Source organism: Pseudonocardia sp. McavD-2-B (genome assembly GCF_024124365.1).
GTDB classification, from domain to species: domain Bacteria; phylum Actinomycetota; class Actinomycetes; order Mycobacteriales; family Pseudonocardiaceae; genus Pseudonocardia; species Pseudonocardia alni.
In genome coordinates this window covers 1-16,071 of the sequence record NZ_JAMXSG010000126.1, presented here as the reverse complement: position 1 = coordinate 16,071, position 16,071 = coordinate 1, and the positions used below count along the sequence as shown (strand labels likewise).

At 74.9% G+C, this 16,071-nt stretch carries 17 protein-coding genes and 1 pseudogene; 6 read left to right on the top strand and 12 right to left on the bottom strand.

Annotated features, from left to right (window positions below; genetic code table 11):
- Positions 1-157 precede the first annotated feature (157 nt).
- On the bottom strand, positions 158-739 hold the full coding sequence (locus tag NH602_RS17280; RefSeq protein ID WP_253068338.1) for a hypothetical protein: 582 nt from the start codon (positions 737-739) through the stop codon (positions 158-160).
- Between the two features lie 204 nt (positions 740-943).
- Between NH602_RS17280 and NH602_RS17275 the strand changes: the two genes are divergently transcribed.
- A complete protein-coding gene (locus tag NH602_RS17275; RefSeq protein ID WP_100879026.1) occupies positions 944-2,218 on the top strand; it encodes an adenylosuccinate synthase in 1,275 nt (424 codons plus the stop codon).
- 18 nt (positions 2,219-2,236) lie between these two features.
- Here NH602_RS17275 and NH602_RS17270 read toward each other — a convergent pair whose 3' ends face one another.
- The 5 genes from NH602_RS17270 to nth form a co-directional block, all read right to left on the bottom strand.
- Positions 2,237-3,433: an MFS transporter gene (locus NH602_RS17270; RefSeq protein ID WP_253068337.1), complete on the bottom strand. Its 1,197-nt coding sequence runs from the start codon at positions 3,431-3,433 to the stop codon at positions 2,237-2,239.
- Positions 3,434-3,503: 70 nt separating this feature from the next.
- Positions 3,504-4,703, bottom strand: a complete 1,200-nt coding sequence (locus NH602_RS17265; protein ID WP_073576140.1) for a MarP family serine protease — start codon at positions 4,701-4,703, stop codon at positions 3,504-3,506.
- A 2-nt stretch (positions 4,704-4,705) separates the two neighbouring features.
- Positions 4,706-5,452, bottom strand: coding sequence for a CoA pyrophosphatase (locus tag NH602_RS17260; RefSeq protein WP_167379074.1), 747 nt, complete (start codon positions 5,450-5,452; stop codon positions 4,706-4,708).
- On the bottom strand, positions 5,449-6,120 hold the full coding sequence (locus tag NH602_RS17255) for a TlpA disulfide reductase family protein (protein WP_253068336.1): 672 nt from the start codon (positions 6,118-6,120) through the stop codon (positions 5,449-5,451). The genes NH602_RS17260 and NH602_RS17255 overlap by 4 nt, the downstream gene beginning before the upstream one ends.
- Positions 6,117-6,848, bottom strand: a complete 732-nt coding sequence (nth, locus tag NH602_RS17250) for an endonuclease III (protein ID WP_304580140.1) — start codon at positions 6,846-6,848, stop codon at positions 6,117-6,119. Before nth ends, NH602_RS17255 begins: the two co-directional genes overlap by 4 nt.
- A 353-nt stretch (positions 6,849-7,201) precedes the next feature.
- Here nth and NH602_RS17245 point away from each other — a divergent pair, with 353 nt between their 5' ends.
- The 4 genes from NH602_RS17245 (at position 7,202) to NH602_RS17230 (ending at position 10,280) form a co-directional block, all read left to right on the top strand.
- Complete coding sequence (locus tag NH602_RS17245) at positions 7,202-7,450, top strand: hypothetical protein (protein WP_043282623.1); 249 nt, start codon at positions 7,202-7,204, stop codon at positions 7,448-7,450.
- Positions 7,451-7,612: 162 nt separating this feature from the next.
- A complete protein-coding gene (locus NH602_RS17240) occupies positions 7,613-8,287 on the top strand; it encodes a Crp/Fnr family transcriptional regulator (protein ID WP_020628211.1) in 675 nt (224 codons plus the stop codon).
- A 41-nt stretch (positions 8,288-8,328) separates the two neighbouring features.
- The gene (locus tag NH602_RS17235; protein ID WP_253068335.1) at positions 8,329-9,591 is read left to right on the top strand and encodes an MFS transporter; all 1,263 of its coding nucleotides are present in this window, start codon (positions 8,329-8,331) and stop codon (positions 9,589-9,591) included.
- Positions 9,588-10,280 carry an HD domain-containing protein gene (locus tag NH602_RS17230; RefSeq protein WP_179761550.1) on the top strand — a complete coding sequence of 231 codons (693 nt, stop codon included), beginning with the start codon at positions 9,588-9,590 and terminating at the stop codon, positions 10,278-10,280. The genes NH602_RS17235 and NH602_RS17230 overlap by 4 nt, the downstream gene beginning before the upstream one ends.
- On the opposite strand, the gene NH602_RS17225 is transcribed toward NH602_RS17230, so the two are convergent.
- The 5 genes from NH602_RS17225 to NH602_RS17205 form a co-directional block, all read right to left on the bottom strand.
- Complete coding sequence (locus NH602_RS17225) at positions 10,277-11,029, bottom strand: amino acid ABC transporter ATP-binding protein (protein WP_073576029.1); 753 nt, start codon at positions 11,027-11,029, stop codon at positions 10,277-10,279. The genes NH602_RS17230 and NH602_RS17225 overlap by 4 nt on opposite strands.
- Complete coding sequence (locus NH602_RS17220) at positions 11,026-11,694, bottom strand: amino acid ABC transporter permease (protein WP_253068334.1); 669 nt, start codon at positions 11,692-11,694, stop codon at positions 11,026-11,028. The genes NH602_RS17225 and NH602_RS17220 overlap by 4 nt, the downstream gene beginning before the upstream one ends.
- Positions 11,695-12,447, bottom strand: a complete 753-nt coding sequence (locus tag NH602_RS17215) for an amino acid ABC transporter substrate-binding protein (RefSeq protein ID WP_073576028.1) — start codon at positions 12,445-12,447, stop codon at positions 11,695-11,697.
- 107 nt (positions 12,448-12,554) lie between these two features.
- On the bottom strand, positions 12,555-13,343 hold the full coding sequence (locus NH602_RS17210) for an MBL fold metallo-hydrolase (RefSeq protein WP_073576027.1): 789 nt from the start codon (positions 13,341-13,343) through the stop codon (positions 12,555-12,557).
- Complete coding sequence (locus NH602_RS17205) at positions 13,340-14,146, bottom strand: hypothetical protein (protein WP_083658696.1); 807 nt, start codon at positions 14,144-14,146, stop codon at positions 13,340-13,342. Before NH602_RS17205 ends, NH602_RS17210 begins: the two co-directional genes overlap by 4 nt.
- Before the next feature lie 52 nt (positions 14,147-14,198).
- Here NH602_RS17205 and NH602_RS17200 point away from each other — a divergent pair, with 52 nt between their 5' ends.
- On the top strand, positions 14,199-15,092 hold the full coding sequence (locus tag NH602_RS17200) for a Gfo/Idh/MocA family protein (RefSeq protein ID WP_179761552.1): 894 nt from the start codon (positions 14,199-14,201) through the stop codon (positions 15,090-15,092).
- 31 nt (positions 15,093-15,123) lie between these two features.
- On the opposite strand, the pseudogene NH602_RS17195 reads toward NH602_RS17200, so the two are convergent.
- A pseudogene (locus tag NH602_RS17195) lies at positions 15,124-16,071 on the bottom strand (hypothetical protein); the annotation flags it as partial.

Below are 16,071 nucleotides of genomic sequence, written 5' to 3'. Positions count from 1 at the left end.
CGGGGCCGGCTACGGCCCGATGGCCGGCGGCGTCCCGGGCGGTCGCGGCGAGACCCGGGACCACCGCAACCGCTACGTCGTCCCCACCGACGAGGTGTTCGACGTCGGGATCACCGCGACCGACGCGGTGCTCGCCCCCGAGGACCCCGGGCGTTGATCAGCCCGGCAGCACCGGCCGCCACGGCTCGGTGTGCCGGTACCAGGCCCACCGCTTGATCTCCCGCGGGTGCGCGACGCCGTCGCGGACGGGCGTCGCACCCGTCGTCCCGATCTGGATCGCCCGCCCGGTCGTGCCGGTCACCCCGCGGCCCGCCGGCACGTGCACGCCCTCGGGCCCCGCGTCGACGACGAGCAGCTTCACGCGGCCGTGCAGCACGCGCGTCGCGTCGCAGTAGGCCTCGCCGTAGAGGTCGGGGATCTCCCCGCGGCCGGCGAGGACGCCGCCGTTGTCGTCGCGCACCAGCGGCATCTCGCGTGCGGTGCCGGACCGGGCGAGGGCGACGGCGTCGTCGAACCGGGGCGGGAGGCCCCAGTTCGCGGCGGCCCGCGACCGCCGGGACACCGGCAGGTAGGCGACCTCGGTCGCGAGCGCGTCGCGCCGGAGCAGCCGGAGGAGCACGGCGGCGAGGTCCGCGTCGTCACCGTGGACGATCAGCCGCGGCACCGGGAGCAGGACGTCGACCTCCGCCTTCCCGGGGCGCGGGCCCACGGTGACCGAACGCACCGCGGGATCGGACACCAGCGACGACGGTGGGCGTTCACGTCGCGCGCCGGGCCGGATACCGTGGAAGGGAAGCCGGTGACGACGCTGCGGCAGGCAGTCGAGGAGAACCGCTTCGGGATCGGTCGGAACCACTGATCGAGTACCCTCCTCGCCGCGGAAACCGGAAATCACGCCCGGTCCCGCGACCGTGACGAGCGTGTGTGAACTGGAGTCTCTTACATGCCCGCAATCGTGTTGATCGGCGCCCAGTGGGGCGACGAGGGCAAGGGCAAGGCGACCGACCTGCTGGGCGGGCAGTTCGGCTGGGTCGTCCGCTACCAGGGCGGCAACAACGCCGGGCACACCGTCGTCACGCCGGACGGCCGCGACTTCGCGCTGAAGCTCATCCCGTCCGGGATCCTGTCCCCGGGCGTGAAGAACGTCATCGGCAACGGGGTCGTCGTGAACCCCGAGGCGCTGATCGAGGAGAAGGCCGGGCTGGAGCGGCGCGGCGTCGACACCTCCGGCCTGCTGATCTCGGCCGACTCGCACCTGATCATGCCGTACCACGTAGCGATCGACCGGGTCACCGAGCGCTACCTGGGCAAGGCCAAGATCGGCACGACCGGCCGCGGCATCGGTCCCGCCTACCAGGACAAGGTGGCCCGGGTCGGCGTCCGCGCCGCGGACCTGCTCGACGAGAAGATCCTGCACCAGAAGGTGGAGGCCGCCCTCGAGCTGAAGAACCAGATCCTGGTCAAGGTCTACAACCGGCGCGCGCTGGACTTCAACGAGGTCGTGGACACCGTCCTGGAGCAGTCGAAGGAGTTCGCCGACAAGATCGTCGACACCCGGCTGCTGCTGAACCAGGCCCTGGAGCGCGGTGAGACGCTGCTGCTGGAGGGCTCGCAGGGCACCCTGCTCGACGTCGACCACGGCACCTACCCCTTCGTGACCAGCTCGAACCCGACCGCGGGCGGCGCGTCGGTCGGTTCCGGCATCGGCCCGAACAAGATCACCCGCGTGATCGGGATCCTGAAGGCCTACACGACCCGCGTCGGGTCCGGCCCGTTCCCGACCGAGCTCCTCGACGAGATGGGCGAATGGCTGCGCAAGACCGGCGGTGAGGTCGGCGTCAACACCGGCCGTGCGCGGCGCTGCGGCTGGTTCGACGCCGTCATCGGCCGGTACGCGGTCCGCGTCAACGGCATCACCGACGTCTTCCTGACCAAGCTGGACGTGCTGTCCGGGCTGGAGTCGGTGCCGATCTGTGTCGGCTACGAGGTCGACGGCCACCGCGTCGACGAGATGCCGATGACCCAGACCGGCTTCCACCACGCCGTCCCGGTCTACGAGGAGATGCCCGGCTGGGTCGAGGACCTCTCCGGTGCCCGCACCTGGGAGGACCTGCCCCCCGCCGCGCAGGCCTACGTGCAGCGGATCGAGGAGCTCACCGGCGCGCCGGTGTCCGCGATCGGCGTCGGCCCCGGGCGGGACCAGACGATCACCCGCTGACCGGCTGCGCCGGCGGCGTCACGACGACCGTCGGCGCTCGTCGCGGACCGGTGTCACCAGGATCGCGGCCAACGGTGCCGCGGCGGCGATCGCGAACGCCGCCGCGTAGCCGGTCGCGCCGACCAGGGCGCCGAGCGCGGCCGGGACCACTGATGCGACGGCGTTCTGGCCGGTGTTCTGCACTCCCAGCGCGCGCCCCGACCAGGCGGGTCCGGCGATCTCGGCGGTGCTGGTGAACGCCAGCCCGTTCGGGGCGACCGTCACCACCGCCCCGACGGCGAGCATCGTCACTGCCAGCCATCCGGCGACGGCGTCGCCGAGCGCGAACAGCAGCAGCACCGCGGCCGCGGCGGCCGCGACCTGGCGCATCGGGCGCAGCCGGGACCCGACCCGGTCCGACCAGACCCCGGTCGCGATCCGGCCGACCGCCCCGGCGATCTGCCCACCGGCGACGAACGCGCCCGCCGCCGCCACGTGCCACTTCTGCTCGCGGACCAGGTACTCGGTCGCGAACGACGCCACCGCGAACTGCGAGACCACCAGCAGTGCACTCGCGCCGTGCACCCGCCACAGGACCGACGTCCCGTAGGGGGAGCGCTCCGGCTCGGCCCCCGCGGGCCGCGGCGCCCGGGGCGGGTCCGGCGCCAGCGTCGCGACCAGCACCGACGCGACGACGCACAGCACCGCGGGCAGCAGCAGCGCCCGGAACGGCCCGACGGCTGCGGCCAGGGTCGGCAGCGTCAGCCCGGCCACGGCGACGCCCAGCGGCTGGGACGTCTGCCGGATCCCCATCGCGGTGCCGCGCTCGTGCGCGGCGAACCAGCCCATCACCATCCGGCCGCTGGCGGCGAACACCGACGCCGCGCCCGCGCCGCCCAGGCCGAGCAGCACCAGCAGCAGCGGTCCGGGCCCGATCGGCAGCAGCGCCGCACCCGCGACGGCCGCCGCGCACAGCGCGAGCCCGACCGTCATCACCCCGCGTTCGCCGGACCGGTCGGCGGCGGCGCCCCACAGCACCAGCGTGCACAGCAGACCGACCGTCGGTGCGCCGACGTAGGCGCCGACCTGGGCCAGCGACAGTCCCTCCGTGTCACGCAGCAGCGGCACCACGAACGGCAGCCCGTAGACGAACGAGCAGGCCGCGGTCTGGGCGAACACCCCGACGGCCAGCACCAGCCAGCGACGGCGGGTACGGGTCACGTCGACGGAGGTCATGTACCCACGCTAAGCATCTGTCCCACGATCCGGCCATTCGTTCCCGGATCGTGGGACGGAGTGCGGTGGGTCAGGAGGCGCAGTTCCCGGTGTCGGCGGGGGACGACGCGCCGCTCGCGGCCACGTTCAGCGCCTGCCCGACCTGCTCGGCCGTCAGCACGAAACCGGTCTCGGTGTCGTCCAGCGCGGCGCCGAACACGACGCCGACCACCCGCCCGTCGGGGGTGATCATCGGGCCGCCGGAGTTGCCGGAGCGCACCACCGCGCGGACGGTGTAGACGTCGCGCAGCACGCTGCCCTGCTCGTAGATGTCCGGGCCGCGCAGCCGGATCCGCTCGCGGATCTTGCCCGGGGTGACCGTGTACGGGCCGTCCAGCGGGTAGCCCAGGATGATCACGTCGTCGCCGACGCGGGCCGGGTCCGGGCTGAACTGCAGCGGCTGCTCCTCGAGGTCGGGCACGTCGAGCACGGCCACGTCGACCTCGGGGTCGTAGTGGACGACCTGGGCGTCGAGCTGGCGGGCCCGGCCGCTGGACGTCGTCACCTCGACGGTGGTGCTCGACGTCCCGGCGACGACGTGGGCGTTGGTCATCACCCGCTGCGGGGCGACGACGAACCCGGTCCCCTCCAGGGCGCGACGGCAGGACGGGGCGCGCCCGCGGACCTTCAGCACCCGGTCGCGGACCTCGGTGACCACCGGGGACTGCGCGAGCGCGGAGTCCGGCGGGCCGACCGCGGCGACCGGCGTCCGCGAGAACGGGCTGACGACGTCGGGGAAGCCGGAGTCGTCGAGGAGCTGGCGCAGCTCGGCCGGGAGCTTGCGCGCGGCGTCCGGCATCACGTCGTCCACGCCGGCGAGCACCCGCGAGTCGCGCAGGCCGCTGGTCAGGGTGGAGAAGCTCGTCGAGGACAGCGGCAGCGCGATCAGCCAGGCCGCCACCACCACCGCGACCGCCTGCACGCCGGCACCCAGCGTCGAGTCGACCCTGAGGGTGCCCTCGCCGCGGATCCGGTCGCGGATGAACCGTCCGAGGTAGACGCCCGTCGCCTCACCGAGCGCGACGAGCAGCACCACCACGCCGATCCCGAGCAGCACCTTCCCCTGCTGGGACTCCACCTGCCCGGCCAGCAACGGGGCGAGCCGCAGCCCGAGCACCGCGCCGGTCAGTACGCCGGCGAACGACAGCAGCGCCACCGCGACCCCGTGCCGCCAGCCGGACGCCGCGGCCAGCAGGGCGAGGATCACGACGACGACGTCGACCCAGCTGATGCTCACCGGTCCACCACGCCGTGGTCGTCCACCCGGCCTCCTTCCGGTTCGTTCCGCCGGGCGCGGGCCCAGGCGTCGTCGAGATCGAGGACCCGGCCGGCGTCCCAGGGACGCTCCCAGCCGGAACGCTGCAGCAGTGCGGACAGCAGGCCCGCGGTGAAACCCCAGACCATCAGGCCCGCGGCGTCGAAGGCGGGGCCGGTGTGGCCACTGGGGCCGCGCACGGTGAACCGGTTCGCCGGGTCGGTCAGGACCTCCACCGGGACCCGGACGACCCGGGCGACCTCGGCGGTGTCGACCACCCGTACCGGAGACGGCGACGCCCAGTGCGCCAGCACCGGGGTCACCAGGAACCCGGTGGGCGGGATGAACAGGTCCGGCAGGAGGGCCAGCGGTACCACCCCGGACGGGTCCAGTCCGGTCTCCTCCCGGGCCTCCCGCAGCGCGGCGTGCACCGGGCCGGTGTCGGTCGGGTCGAGCCGCCCACCGGGGAAGGCGACCTGCCCGGCGTGCGAGCGCAGCGTCGCCGCGCGCTCGGTGAGCAGCACGTCCGGCCCGCCCGACTCCCCGTCGGTGAACAGCATCAGCACCGACGCCCGGCGCGGCTCGCCGTTGTCGGGCTGCAGCCGTCGCCAGCCGAACCAGGCCGGGTCCAGGCCCAGCGCCCCGTCGACGAGCGGGCGCAGCGACGCCGGCGCCGCCGCGGGGTCGGGGTCGGGCACCTGCGGCACGCCCGCCTGCGCGGTCACCGGAACCGCTCCACGGCGGCCGCGACGTCGTCGGCGGTGCGGAACGGGATGGGCGGGTCCACCATCGCGACGCCGCCGTCCGCGCGAGTCACGTAGCTGACCGGGAGCAGCGGCGGGGTGTCCAGCGCGCGGCGCACGGCCCGCTGCGGGTCGGTCACGGCCGGCAGGGTGACCCCCAGCTGCGCGGACAGGGCCAGCGCGGCCACCGGGTCGTCCTGCACGTCGACGGTGAGCACCGGCAGTGCGCCGGGGCGCTGTGCGTAGGCCTGCAGCGCGGGCAGTTCGTCGCGGCACGGCACGCACCACGACGCCCAGAAGTTGACCAGCGTCGGACGCCCGGTCAGAGCCGCGCCCAGGTCGGTACTGCCGTCGGCGCCCAGGCACGGCACGGTGATCCCGGCGAGCGGACCGGCCGGGGTGCGGCCGGACGGGGCGGGGCACGGTGCCAGCCGGGCCGAGGCCCGCGCGGCGGCCAGTGCCTGCGGGTCCGCGGCGGCGAGGTCGGTCTCGGGCCGGTCGGCCGGGGCGGCGCTCGCCGCGGGACCGGCGCCGCCGCTCCCGCCGGGGGCGGGGCCCGAGGGCCACAGCGCCCAGACCGCGATCGCGACCAGGACGACGACGACCACGGTCGAGACGATCTCGGAGCGGGAGGCGCCTGTCCGGGTCACCGGCCGTCCCCGGGCGGCCCCGCGATCCCCGCGAGTGCGAGCAGGTGGTCCCGCTCCGGGCCCTTGACCAGCGCCGCGGCCTCGCCCGGGTCGGTGGGGCCGAGCCCGAAGGCGGGACAGTCCGCCGCGAGCGTGCAGGCGCCGCAGGCCGGCTTGCGCGCATGGCAGACCCGGCGGCCGTGGAAGATCACGTGGTGGGACACGATCGTCCAGTCCCGCCGCGGGACGAGCTCGCCGATCGCGTGCTCGACCTTGACCGGGTCCTCCTCGGTCGTCCAGCCCCAGCGGCGGACCAGGCGTCCGAAGTGGGTGTCGACGGTGATCCCGGGGACCCCGAACGCGTTGCCGAGGATGACGTTCGCGGTCTTGCGCCCGATGCCGGGCAGCTTCACCAGCTCGTCCAGCGTCGACGGCAGCTCCCCGCCGTGCCGCTCGACGACGGCGGCGCCCAGCCCGGTCAGCGACGTCGCCTTGTTCCGGTAGAAGCCGGTGGAGCGGATCAGTTCCTCGAGCTCCGTCCGGTCGGCGCCCGCGTAGTCCGCGGCGGTGGGGTACCGGGCGAACAGCGCGGGGGTGACCTGGTTGACCCGCTCGTCGGTGCACTGCGCGGACAGGATCGTCGCGACGGCGAGGTCCAGCGGGGTGGTGAAGTCCAGCTCGCAGTGCGCGTGCGGATAGGCCTCCGCCAGCGACCGGAGGATGCGGTTGACCCGGCGCGCTCGCCCGATCGGGCTCTCCCCGGCCGCGACGCGCGCGGCCAGACCGGCGGCGGCGCGGGGGGTGGGCCGCGACGCCCGCGACGGCCGTCCGGCGGAGGTGCTCACGTGACCGAGCGTACGGGTGGGCACCGACAGTCGTGTCACGGTGTCGCGCCGTTGCACCGCTCGCCGCCGGGCGCGGTCCGGTCCCCGCCGGGTGGTGTTCGACCGGCCGGCGCGGCGACGCGTCCGACGAGCGGTGCGCGCACCCGGCCGGGTGTGCGCCGAACGGGCTACGAGGTCACGGTCGCGTCACGAAGACGTCGACGCGGCCACCCCCGACCGGCCGGGCTGCGAACCCGTACGAGAGGATCGGAGTTGCCATGACTGCCTGGTTGAGCGTTCTCGTCCCGCTGCTCGTGATGTTCTTCGCGCTCGGTATGGAGCGCGTGGAGTCCCGCATGCGGGAGTCCACCGTGCGCCAGGACGAGCTGGACGAGATGCTCGAACAGCCGCGTCCGGACGAGGTCCGTGCCCTGTTCCGGTCCGGCACGGGCCGCGCGCTGGAGCTGTTCCGGCTGCGTAACCGGCGCCGCCGGGGGGCTCGTCGGAGCCAGGTCCCGTCGGCCTGACAAGATCGCGTACGGGTGCGTGACAGCGCCCCGCGACGAATCGGACCCGATCGGATGTCAATCCGATCGGGCCAGTGGTGCGCACGTGTGTGGCGAAGACCTCTACACTGACGCGCCGACGACCCGCCGTGACGACACGGCCGGTGAACGAGGAGCATTGCAGTGGACGAGGTACTGATCCGGGCAGGGATCTTCCAAGGTGTGGAGCCCCAGGCCGCCGAGGCGCTGGCCGAAGCTCTGGAGACTGCCGAGTTCTCCCGCGGGCAGGTCATCTTCTCCGAAGGTGAGCCCGGTGACCGCCTCTACATCGTGTCGGGCGGGAAGGTGAAGCTCGGCCGGAAGTCCCCCGACGGCCGGGAGAACCTGCTCATGGTGGCCGGCCCGTCGGACATGTTCGGCGAGCTGTCGATCTTCGACCCGGGCCCACGCACGTCGTCGGCGACCGCGGTCACCGAGGTGCGCTGCTACACCATGGACCGCAGCGCGCTGCGGGAGTGGATCGGCAAGCGTCCGGAGATCGCCGAGCAGCTGCTGCGCGTGCTGGCCCGTCGCCTGCGCCGCACCAACAACATGCTCGCCGACCTGATCTTCACCGACGTGCCGGGCCGTGTGGCGAAGTCGCTCCTGCAGCTCGCGCGCCAGTTCGGCTCCCAGGAGTCGGGGCTGCTGCGGGTCACCCACGACCTCACGCAGGAGGAGATCGCCCAGCTCGTCGGCGCCTCCCGCGAGACCGTGAACAAGGCGCTCGCCGACTTCGCGCACCGTGGCTGGCTGCGTCTCGAGGGCAAGAGCGTGCTGATCCTGGAGCCGGAGCGGCTCGCGCGGCGCGCGCGCTGAATTCTCTGGTACGGGCGTCCCAGATCGTGTGATGCTGGGGCGTGCCCGCCGCTCTCTCCGACTACCGCGCCGCCCTGGGCACCCCCGGGGCGGCCGCGCCGGTCTGTGCCTCCGTCCTCGGTCGGTTCCCGATCGCGATGCACAGTCTCGCCACGCTGCTCTACGTCCGTGAGGTCCACGGCTCCTACGCCGTCGCCGGAGCGGTCTCGGCGGCGCTGCTGATCGGGACCGCGGTCGGCACGGTCGTGCAGGGGCGGGTGCTGGACCGGCTGGGCCCGACCCGGCCGATGCTGGTGCTCGTCGCGGTCTACCTGCTGTGCGTCACCGGGCTGGTGCTGAGCATCGAGTACCGGGCGGCGCTGCCGCTCACCGTCGCGGTCGCGGTCGTCACCGGGCTCGCGACGCCGGCGTTCGAGGGGTCGTCGCGGGCGCTGTGGTCGGACCTGACCCCGCCCGGGCGGCGCCGCGAGGCCGCCTACACCTACGAGGCGATCAGCCTCGAGATCTTCTTCATCATGGGTCCCGCGCTGGCCGCGGTGCTGGTGGTGGCGACGCCGTGGCCGGGCACCGCGCTCGTCGTCGCGGCGACCGCGGAGATCGTCGGTACCACCTGGTTCGCGCTGACCGCCGCCGTACGACGCCGCTCGGCCCGCATCCGCGCCGAGCGCGCCGACGGGTCGCTGCCGGTCGAGGCCGGGCTGCTCGGGGTGTTCCGGCGCCCCGGGCTGCGGACGGTGGCGCTGGCGTCGCTCGGGTTCGGGCTGGTGGCGGGGACCGCCGAGGTCGGCGTGATCGCCGCGACCGCGTTCGCCGGCTCGCCCGCCGCCGGCGGGGTCCTGCTCTCGCTCTGGTCGGTGGTCTCGGTGCTGACCGGGGTGCTCTACGGGATGCGGCCCTGGCCGCGGCCGTTGCATCTGCGGCTGCCGGTCCTGCTCGCCGGCTTCGCCGTCCTGGTGACGGCGATGGGGCTCGTCTCCCCGCTCGGCTCGCTGGTGCTGCTGGCCGTGGTGATGATGGTCGCCGGCGCGCTGATCACCCCGCAGGTCACCGCGCACTCCCTCGGCGTCGAGCAGACCGCTCCGGCGGGGTCGGCGACCGAGGCGTTCAACTGGATGGTGATGGCCGCGGTGCTCGGGGTCTCGGTCGGGCAGGCCCTGTCCGGCGTCATGATCGACCTCGTCGGGCCGGGCGGTTACGCGACGGGCGGCGCCCTGGGGCTGCTCGTCGCGGGGCTGCTGTGGCTGCGCCGCGGCTCGGTCGCCGACACCGAGCCCCGCGTCGTCGCGGCCGGGAGCCGGGCGTGAGCGGCGCCGGGGAGCTGCGGCGGCTGCGCGACGTCGTCGCCGGTGACATGGCCGGCGCGGACGTCGCGCACGATCTCGGGCACCTCGACCGGGTCGCCGGGCTGTCGGCCCGGCTCGCGGTGCGGGAGGGCCTGGACGGGTTCGTCGCCGCCGTCGCCGCCTATGTGCACGACCACCACCGGGCCGCCGAGGCCCGGCTCGGCCGCGTCGTCGCCCCCGCGGAGGTCCGCGACGACGCCCGGGACGCGCTGCGTCGCGGCGGGGTCGCCGAGCAGCTGTGGGACCCGGTGCTCGACGCCGTCGAGGCCACCGGCCGGTACTCGTTCTCCGCGGCGGTGTCGGCGCCCACGGCGGACCGGATCGCGGCCTGCCTGCACGACGCCGACATGCTCGACGCGATGGGCGCCACCGGCATCGCCCGCGCGTTCGCCTACGGCGGCGCGATCGGCGAGCCCCTGTGGGACCCGGACGCGGGCGTCGCGACCGGTGGCTACCGGTCCGGGCCGACCGGCTCGGTCGTCGCCCACTTCCACGAGAAGCTGCTGCGGCTGCGCGGCGAGCTGCGCACCGCCGCCGGCCGCGAGATGGGCGAGCGGCGGCACGCGGCCCTGGAGGAGTTCCTGCGCCGGTTCCGTGAGGAGTGGGTCGACGCCCACGGCGACTCCGACGGCGCCCCGCCCGGGGTCTAGATCGGGTCGAGGATCCGCTTCAGGAACTGCCGGGTGCGGGGTCGTTCCGGCTCGACCAGCACCCGCGACGGCGGACCGGACTCGGCCACCACCCCGCCGTCGACGAAGAGGACCTGGTCGGCGACCTGCTGGGCGAAGCGGATCTCGTGGGTGACGATGACCATCGTCCGGCCCGCCGTCGCCAGGTCCTTGATGACCCGCAGGACGTCGCCGACGAGCTCGGGGTCCAGCGCCGAGGTGGGCTCGTCGAACAGCATCAGCTGCGGGTCGAGGGCCAGCGCGCGGGCGATCCCGACGCGCTGCTGCTGGCCGCCGGAGAGCTGGTACGGGTACTGGTCGGCCTTCTCGGCCAGCCCCACCTGGTCCAGCAGCCGCCGGGCGTCGGCGGTCGCGTCGGCCCGGGGGCGCCGCTGCACGATCACCGGGCCCTCGATGACGTTCTCCAGGACGGTGCGGTGCGGGAACAGGTTGTGCGACTGGAACACCATCGCGGTCCGGGACCGGAACCGGGCCAGCGTGGACCGGTCGACGGGGGCGCCGAAGTCGACGGCCAGGTCGCCGATGGTGATCACCCCGGCGTCGGCCCGGTCCAGCGCGTTCAGGGCACGCAGCACCGTCGTCTTACCCGACCCGGACGGCCCGATCACCGCGGTGACGGTCCCGGCCGGGACATCGAACCCGATGTCGCGCAGGACCTCCAGCGTCCCGAAGGACTTCCGCAGGCCCCGGACGGTCAGCAGGTCGCTCATCGCGCCACGTACCTCTCCAGCCGCGTCTCCACCCGTACCTGCACGGACGAGAGGATCAGGCAGACGATCCAGTAGTACACCGCGGCCACGCCGTAGAGGGCGAAGAAGTCGAACGTCGGCGCCGCGGCCAGCTGGGCGACCCGCAGCAGCTCGGTCACCAGGATGGTCGAGGCCAGCGAGGTGTCCTTGACCAGCGAGATCAGCGTGTTCGACAGCGGTGGGACGGCGGTGCGCGCGGCCTGGGGGAGGATCACGCGTCGCAGCGTCGTCGGGTACCCCATGCCGATGGTCTGCGCGGCCTCCCACTGTCCCTTCGGGATGGACAGGATCGCCGCCCGGATGACCTCGGCCGCGTAGCCGCCGACGTTGAGGCTGAACGCGATCACCGCGGACGGGAACGGGTCGATCACCAGCCCGAGCTGCGGGAGCGCGTAGAACACGATGAACAGCTGGACCAGCAGCGGCGTGCCGCGCACCACCGAGATGTAGGCGCGGGCCAGCCAGGACAGCGGTCTGATCGAGGAGATCCGGGCCAGCGCCAGCAACAGGGCCAGGACCAGCCCGATGACGAAGCTGATCGCCGTCAGCGGGATGGTCATCGTGACCGTCGCCCTCAGCATCGGCCACAGGTTGCGGGCGATCAGCTCCCAGGTGGCGGGATCCATCTACTTCCCGCTGACGTCGCTGCCGAAGTACTTCTCGGACAGCTGCGTCAGCGTGCCGTCGGCCCGCAGCTCGGCCAGCGCCCGGTCCACGTCGGGCATCAGGCCGCTGTCCTTGCGGGCGGCGAAGGCCTGCTCGCTGGTGTCCCCGGTGGTGCCGGCGACCTTGATGCCCGTGTCCCCGGTCGACTTCTCGTACTCCCCGACGGCGAGGTTGTCGTTGACGGTGGCGTCGACCCGGCCGTCCTTGACGAGCTGGACGGCCTGCACGAAGCCCTCCACCGCCTCGACGTTCGCGCCGGCGCCGCGGGCGACCTCGGCCCAGTTGCTGGTCGCGGACTGCGCGGTGGTGCGGCCCCGCAGGTCGGCGAGGGTCCGGATCGCGGTGTCGTCGGCGCGGGTGACGATCACGCCCTCGGACACGGTGTAGGGGGTCGAGAGGTCGTACCTCGCCTTCCGCTCGTCGTTGACGGTGACCTGGTTGGCGACCAGGTCGATCCGCTGCGACTCCAGCGCGGCGAAGATCGAGTCCCACGGGATCTGGACGAACTCGACCTCCTTGCCCAGCTTGGCGCCGACCGCACGGGCGACCTCGACGTCGTAGCCGGTCAGCTGCCCGTCGGGGCCCTGGAAGCTGAAGGGGCTGTAGGTCCCCTCGGTGCCGACGCGCAGCGTGTCGGACCCGCCGCTGCTGCAGCCGACGAGGGTGGTGAGGGCCAGCAGCGCGGCGGCCAGGGCCAGGATCGTGCGACGCACGGGGTCTCCTTCGGGCGGAACGGGGCCGACGGATGGCGATGCCCCGTCGGGATGCGGGGACCCTAGGCCGGTCGGTCGTGTCGGTTCAACGCTCCGTGCGGTCCCGTTCATCCACGCAGGTGATCCAGCTGTGCGCGCACGGACAGCTCGGCGGCGTCCCACAGCGAGGTGTCGACGTCGGCGTAGACGATCTCGACGACGTCGCGTGCCGAGGCGTCGGGCCCGAGCCGCTCCAGCGCGGCCCGCACCTGCTCCAGCCGCTGCTCGCGGTGGGCGAGGTAGTGCCGCGCGGTGTCGGCGGCGTCCGGGAGCTCCGGACCGTGCCCGGGGAGGACCGGGGTGCCCGCGGGCAGCTCCGCGATCCGGCGCAGCGAGTCCAGGTAGGGCCCGAGGGTGCCGTCGGGGTGGGCGATGACGGTGGTGCCGCGGCCGAGCACGGTGTCGCCGGAGAGCAGCGCGACGCCGTCGGAGCCGGGGCCGCGCAGCAGCAGCGACACCGAGTCCGAGGTGTGGCCGGGGGTGGTCAGCACCTCCAGTTCGACCCCGCCACCAGCGACGACGGCGCCGTCGACCAGCGGGGTGGTCCCCGACGCCAGCGACGGGTCCGCGGCGAACACGGGTGCCCCGGTCAGCTCGACGAACCGGCCGATCCCGCCGGCGTGGTCGTGGTGGCGGTGGGTCAGGACGACCGCGGCCACCGGCGGGCCGTCGGCCAGCGCCTCCAGGTGCGTGCCGTCGTCCTCACCCGGGTCGACGACGATCCGGTCGTACGCGTCCGACACCGCGAGGACCCAGGTGTTGGTGCCCTCCAGGGTCATCGGGCCGGGGTTGTCCTGCAGCAGCACCGACGCAAGCGGGTGCGCGGCGCGCAGGGCACCGTAGAGCGGGTGGCTCACCGGGTCGTCTCCTCGTAGATCCAGTCGGGGTCGCCGGGCAGGGTGATCGTGACGACCCTGCCCTCGCGCCGCACCTCGGGGGTGATCGGCTCGATGTCGCGCGCCGCGGCGGCGGCCAGCACCTCGCCCGCACTGTCGTGCCGGTGCAGCTCCTGCAGGGTCCGCAGAGTGGGCGGCATCAGCTCGAGGTCGCCGTCGTCGTAACCGGACAGGGCCTCGGCCGGGCTCCACCAGCGCGCCTCGACGGCCTCGGTGGTGGCGTCGTCGGCGACCTGGCCGTCCGGCACGCGGGCGACGAGGAACGCGGTGTCGTAGCGCTTCGGGTTGCGCGGCGGGGTGATCCAGCGGGACCACGGGACCAGCAGGTCCGCGCGCAGCTCCAGGTCGTGCGCCGCGAGCAGCCCCGGCAGCGTGATCCGGCGGGCGACGAGGTCGTCCCGCCAGGTCGCGGCGGCGTCCAGCCGGCCGGGCTCGGTGCCGGCGGGGGCGGCCAGCAGCACGCCGCACTCCTCGAACGTCTCGCGGACGGCGGCCGTCACCAGCGCGGCGGCCAGGTCCGCGGGCTGGGCCAGCCGGGCACCGAACCGTTCCGGCTCCGGTCCGCGCCACCGGGCGGGGTCCGGCTCGTCACCGGCGGAGACCCCGCCGCCGGGGAACACGGTCATGCCGCCGGCGAACGCCATCCCGGCCACCCGCCGCTGCAGGAAGACCTGCAGGTCACCGGTGCCCGGCTCGTCGCGGACCAGCAGTACGGTCGCGGCGGCCCTCGGCTCGACCGGCTGCGCTGCCGGATCATCGCTCATGGCCGCCGACCCTAGGTCATGATCGGGGCCGGTCGGCGGTGAGAATGCCCGCATGCGTATCGGACTGCTCGGCGCCGGGCCGTGGGCGCGCCAGGTGCACGCCCCCGCCATCGCGGCGCATCCCCGCTGGTCGGCGGCCGGGGTGTGGGCGCGACGGCCGGAGGCGGCCGCCGGGATCGCCGCGGTCTCCGGTGGTCCGGTGCACGCCTCGGTCGAGGACCTGCTCGACGCGTGCGACGCCGTCGCGTTCGCCGTTCCGCCCGCCGTGCAGGCCGAGCTGCTGGAGCGGGTGGTGGCCGCCGGGAAGCACGTCGTGCTGGAGAAGCCGCTCGCCGCGGACCTGCCCGCCGCGGAACGGGCCGCCGCCGCGGTCGCGGCCTCGGGCGTCCGGTCGGCGACGATGCTGACCCTGCGGTTCGACCCGGCGATCCGGGCCTGGCTCGACGCGGTCCCGGCCGGCGCCGGCGGTCCCGGGACGACCGCGACCGCCCGCTGGCTGTCCGGGGCGCTGCTCGGCGGGCCGTTCGCGGCGTCGTCGTGGCGGGCCGAGCACGGGGCGCTGCTCGACGTCGGCCCGCACGTCGTGGACCTGCTCGACGCGGCGCTGGGACCGGTCGTCGACGTCGACCACGCCCACCGCGACGAGCCCGACCTGTGGCGCATCGGCCTCGTCCACGACGGCGGCGCCCGCAGCTCGGTGGTGCTGTCGCTGCGTGTCCCGGTGGATCCGACCGACTTCGAGGTGGCGCTGGTCGGCGGGCTCGGGGAGGACGGCCGCGGCCGGTACGTGCTCGACCGTCGCCCGGCCGACGCGGTCGCCTGCTTCGGCGCGCTGCTCGACGACCTCGCCGACGCGATCGGCTCCGGCGCCGACCTCCCGGTGGACGCCGCACGGGCGCTGCACCTGCAGCGGGTGATCGACCGGATCGTGCGCGCGGTCGGCTGATCCCCGCACCGGCCGCCGGGCCCGGCCGGGCTCAGCCCCGGTCGGTGCGGGCGGTGCCGTTGCGCGGGGTCGGCTCGCCGCCGTTCTCGCGGGCCGCGAGCTCCTCGTGGAGGCGCTGCAGCAGGTCCTGTTCGGTGGGGGTGAGCCGGTCGGCCAGGCCCCCGGCGGGGCGGGGTCGCGGCCGCGGCCTCGGCGCGGGTGCGTCCGCGGGCCCCGTCGTGGGGTCCTCCGCCGGACCCGGCGCGGGGTGCTCCGTCGCCCGTGCGGGGGGCTCCGTTGCGGGGGCGACGACGTCGGCCGGTTCCGTGGGGTCCTCCACGGTGCCGTCCCACCCGGTGGTGTCCCGCTCGGTGGCGTCCCACTCGTCCGGCTCGTCGTCGGTGAGCAGGAGGTGCCGGGGGCGGCGCTCCCCGTCGGCCGGGGCCAGGGGTGTCGGGGCGCGCAGGATCGGGACTCCCGGAGGTGGGGTGGGGGCCTCGTCGACGGGGTCGGCCTCGTCGGCCGGGGGCCGGGGGCCGGTGGGCCCGGTTCCGGCCGGTCCGGTGCCTGCGGGGCGGTCGAGTCCGGCCCGGATGTCCGGAGCCGGTCCGGCGTGGGCCGGGTCCGCCGGGGCGTCCTCCGTGGCCGGTGCGGCTCCGTTCGTCTCGGCCCCGGCGGGCGACGTGCCGACGTGGATCCGGTCGGATCCGGGCCCCGGGTGTGCCGGCCCGGCGGTGGGGCGGGCCGGGTCGTCGCCGGTGGTCACACGGTGGGCGGGATGCGCCGGGCCGTCGCGGCGGTCGTCGTCGACGGTCACGGTGGCGGTCGCGGCGGGGACGACGTGCGGCGTGCCCGGGACGGTCTCCTCGACGTCGCTCCGGTCGGTCCGCGCCGCGGTCTCCGGCGGCGGGATCTCCCTGGCCCAGGCACCGGAGGCCCAGTCGGCGAGCCAGGACGCCTCGTCGGGTCCCGGTGCCGCGGGCGGCCCGACGGGCGGACG

Coding starts and splice junctions, on each gene's coding strand:
- NH602_RS17275 (WP_100879026.1), top strand. CDS start 944: ATGCCCGCAATCGTGTTGATCGGCGCCCAGTGGGGCGACGAGGGCAAG.
- NH602_RS17270 (WP_253068337.1), bottom strand. CDS start 3,433: ATGACCTCCGTCGACGTGACCCGTACCCGCCGTCGCTGGCTGGTGCTG.
- NH602_RS17245 (WP_043282623.1), top strand. CDS start 7,202: ATGACTGCCTGGTTGAGCGTTCTCGTCCCGCTGCTCGTGATGTTCTTC.
- NH602_RS17225 (WP_073576029.1), bottom strand. CDS start 11,029: ATGAGCGACCTGCTGACCGTCCGGGGCCTGCGGAAGTCCTTCGGGACG.
- NH602_RS17220 (WP_253068334.1), bottom strand. CDS start 11,694: ATGGATCCCGCCACCTGGGAGCTGATCGCCCGCAACCTGTGGCCGATG.
- NH602_RS17205 (WP_083658696.1), bottom strand. CDS start 14,146: ATGAGCGATGATCCGGCAGCGCAGCCGGTCGAGCCGAGGGCCGCCGCG.
- NH602_RS17200 (WP_179761552.1), top strand. CDS start 14,199: ATGCGTATCGGACTGCTCGGCGCCGGGCCGTGGGCGCGCCAGGTGCAC.